At 68.8% G+C, this 3,418-nt stretch carries 2 protein-coding genes and 2 pseudogenes; all 4 read right to left on the reverse strand.

Annotated features, from left to right (window positions below; genetic code table 11):
• Positions 1-183, reverse strand: a pseudogene (locus tag BN903_RS17500) (glucose dehydrogenase); the annotation flags it as partial.
• Positions 184-329: 146 nt separating this feature from the next.
• The gene (locus BN903_RS16865; RefSeq protein ID WP_154018120.1) at positions 330-485 is read right to left on the reverse strand and encodes a hypothetical protein; all 156 of its coding nucleotides are present in this window, start codon (positions 483-485) and stop codon (positions 330-332) included.
• Between the two features lie 119 nt (positions 486-604).
• Positions 605-2,365 carry a phenylalanine--tRNA ligase subunit beta gene (gene pheT, locus BN903_RS10875; protein WP_048077744.1) on the reverse strand — a complete coding sequence of 587 codons (1,761 nt, stop codon included), beginning with the start codon at positions 2,363-2,365 and terminating at the stop codon, positions 605-607.
• A pseudogene (locus BN903_RS10880) lies at positions 2,365-3,418 on the reverse strand (phenylalanine--tRNA ligase subunit alpha); the annotation flags it as partial. The pseudogene BN903_RS10880 and the gene pheT, both read right to left, overlap by 1 nt.

A 3,418-nucleotide genomic window follows, 5' to 3' on the forward strand; every position in this document is an offset into this window, starting at 1 on the left:
GCTCGGCTCGTCCGCGTCGCCGTCACCGCCGTCGCCGTCACCGCCGTCGCCCTCCCCGTCGCCGCCGTCCGCCGATCCGTCGTCGTCGGTACCGTTACAACCGGCGAGCGGGACGGCCAAGCCGCCCGCCCCGATCGCCTTCAGCGTCCGGCGGCGTGAGCACCACCGACTGTTATCGGGCATGAATTTTCGTTAGAACTACACCCGGAAATATATTGGCGAGAGCGGCGGCCGGACCCGACACTATCGCGACGAGTCATCCAAAGCGATCGGCTCGCCGGGGTCGGCCCCCGGAGTCGACCCGCGGGGTGTGTCCCGGAGCGTCCGGCCTACCGCGCCGTCGAGCGGGTCTCGTCGCCGGAGTCCAGCGACGGGGACCGCACCGCGTCCCACCCGCTGACACAGGCATCACACAGGTAGTACGCGAAGCCATCGACGTCTCGGTGGATCAGCGCGGCGTCGACACCGCATCTCTCACAGTTCATGCCGGGGCACTACGCCAAGACGGATATAGGTCTTCTGCTCGCGACCGTATCTGTGATAATTCGTTACAGAAACGCCGGATCGGAAGTTTCGCGGTCGGGCGCACGGCCCGCTTCGCTGTCTACCGCAGCGCGTCGAGGGCGAACTCGAAGGCGGCGACCGGCACTTCGAGGTCGTGTTCGACCAGTACCGCGGGGTGGAGTTCACCGATCACGCCGACGCGCTCGCCGTCGATCACCACGTCGGCGGCGCGCCCCCCGATGAACGAGGGGTGTTCGGTCCGCGGCGTCTCCAAGTCGGCGTCGAAGTCGTTACAGAGCGCCTGAAGGCGGCCCTTCGCGGCCTCGTAGGAGGCGTCGCGGCGGGCGACCGCGCCGGCGACGTGCCGGGACTCGGCGACGTTCGTGTCCGCGTCGTCGTCGCGCTCGGCGACGAAGCCGACCTCGGCGACGTCCTGCGGGTAGGCGTTGTGGGTGTTCCGCTCCAACAGCATCACGAGCGACGGGAGCGACCAGGTGCGAAGCTGGGTGTACTCCTCGCTGTACGGCTCCGTGATCTCGACCGGGTCGCCGCCGCCGAAGACGCCGGTGCCGTCGACCGCCGCGCCGCCGGTCCCCGGCTCCACGCGCATCCGCTCGTAGTTCTCCGTCCCGCTCGTCATGTGGAAGTTCAGCAGGTCCTCGAACCCCAGCCCGACGAGGCTGGTCCGGACCGCATCCTCCAGTCGCGAGCGCTCGTGACGCCCGCCGACGGTGCCCACGTCGGGGTAGCGCGGCTCCAGGTTGTCGAAGCCGTACGCGCGCCCCACGTCGTCGACCAGGTCGAGCGGGTGGAGTACGTCGACGCGGTACGGGGGGATCTCGACCTCGTAGCGCACGTCTTCGTCGAGCGTGTAGGAGGCGTCCAGCCCGGCGCGCTCGAAGCAGTCGACGACCTCCTCCGGCTCGAAGTCGACGCCGAGGAGCGTCTCGATCCGGTCGTGGCCCACTGTCTTCTCGTCGGTGTCGAGGTTCGGGCGGACCAGCTCGGAGCCGTACTCGTCCGGGTACGTCGCGCCGTCGGCGTAGTTCACCTCGACCTCCTCGATCGTCGCGCCGCGGGCCGAGAGGGCGTAACAGATGATGTTGCACATCCGGTCTATCGTCCACTGGTCGGTGCCGGTGAGCTCGACGAACAGCTCGCGGGAGCCGGTCGTCACCTCGGTCCGCTTCCCGTTGATGACGGGCGGGAACGAGAAGAGACCGAGTTCGTCGTAGATCGCCGGGTAGCGGTCCAGGCCCGCGACGAGGTCGGCATAGGTGCGTCCCGTGCCGTGTTCCGTCAGGACTTCAGCCGGGGTCAGCTCGTCGTTGGAGTCGAGCGGGACGAACGCGTCGCCGTCGGGGTCGACGCCGCGGTAGGTGACCGACGGCTCCGCGCCCTCCTGGAGCGGCGCGCCCTTCACCATCGCGAGGTCGTGGATGCCGATCGCGCCCTTCGCGCGGCCGCGCCCCATCGTCGCGTGGAGCTTCTCTTGGAGCTGGATCAGCGACTCCAGCGCCGCCTCGTCGAGGTCGAGTCCGCGCACCACGGCCCCGGTGACGTACGGGCGCTCGTCGGGGACCGACTCGTCGACCTCGATGGTCCACTCCGGATCGTTCGTGTTCGGGACGTAGACGCCGCGGGCGTCGCCGTAGTGGTACCGCAGCGAGCGCGCGACGCCCTCAACGGAGAGCCGGTCGAGCCGGTCGGGTGCGAACTCGAACTGGAACTGCCCCGCCTCGGTCTCGCCTTCGAACTCCAAGCCGAGTCCGAACAGGTCGGACTTGAGCTCCTCGTCGCCTTTGTCCTCGTGACCGGTGAGTTCGCGGAGCTCGTCGGGATCGACGTCGACGACGGGCATCAGTAGCTCACCTCCGCGTTTCGCAGGAAGTCGATATCGGCCAAGGTCCCGTGGAGGTCGCGGATATCCTCCGCGCCGGTGGTGAGCATGGCGAGCCGCTCCAAGGCGAGTCCCCACGCCATCACGTCGCAGTCGACGCCGAGGGGTCCGGTGACCTCCTCGCGGAAGACGCCGGAGTTACCGATCTCGATCTCCTCGCCGGTCTCCGGGTGTTCGCCGAACAGCTCGAACGAGGGCTCCGTGTAAGGGTTGTAGTGCGGCTTGAACCGGATGTCCGTGATCCCGAACTGCCGGTAGAACTCCTCGAAGGTACCCATCAGGTCGCGAACGGAGAGGTCCTCGGCCATCACCCACCCCTCGATCTGGAAGAACTCAAGCAGATGCGTCGGGTCGAGCGTGTCGTTGCGGTACACCTTCTCGACGGAGAAGTAACGCTGGGGCGGCTCCAGTTCTGCGCCCGCGATCCCGGAGAGGTACCGCATCGACAGCGACGTGGTGTGGCCGCGGAGAGCGACCTCGCGGGCGAACTCCTCGGACCACGGTGAGTGGTAGCCGTCGCCGTCCTCGCCCCAGCCGTCCCGGTGCGCCGACTCGACGCGGCGGATCAGCTCGTCCGGAATCGACTCCATCGGGTCCACGTCGAGCGCGAACCGGTCCCAGTGGGTCCGCGCCGGGTGGTCCTGCGGCATGAACAGGCAGTCGTTGATCCAGAAGTCGGCGTCGGCGTGGGGGCCCTCCATCTCCTGAAACCCCATGCCGACCAGCACGTCCTTCACGCGGTCCGCGGTCCGGCGGAGGACGTGTTTGCGGCCGCCGCGGGCCGTCTCCGCCTCCGCCTCGACGTTGTACTCGGCGAACTCGGCGTTGCGCCACTCGCCGCTGGCGAGCAGTTCGGGCGTGAGCGCGCCCACCGTCTCGGCCGCCTCCACGCCGGTCATCAGCGCGTCGACGCCGTCGTCGGTGAGCGTCACCGTCCGGGTGACCGACTCCGCGACCGCGAGCAGCCCCCCGCGAATCGAGCCGGTCAATCACCGACTCCTCGACGCCGAGGTC

This window comes from Halorubrum sp. AJ67 (assembly GCF_000513435.1).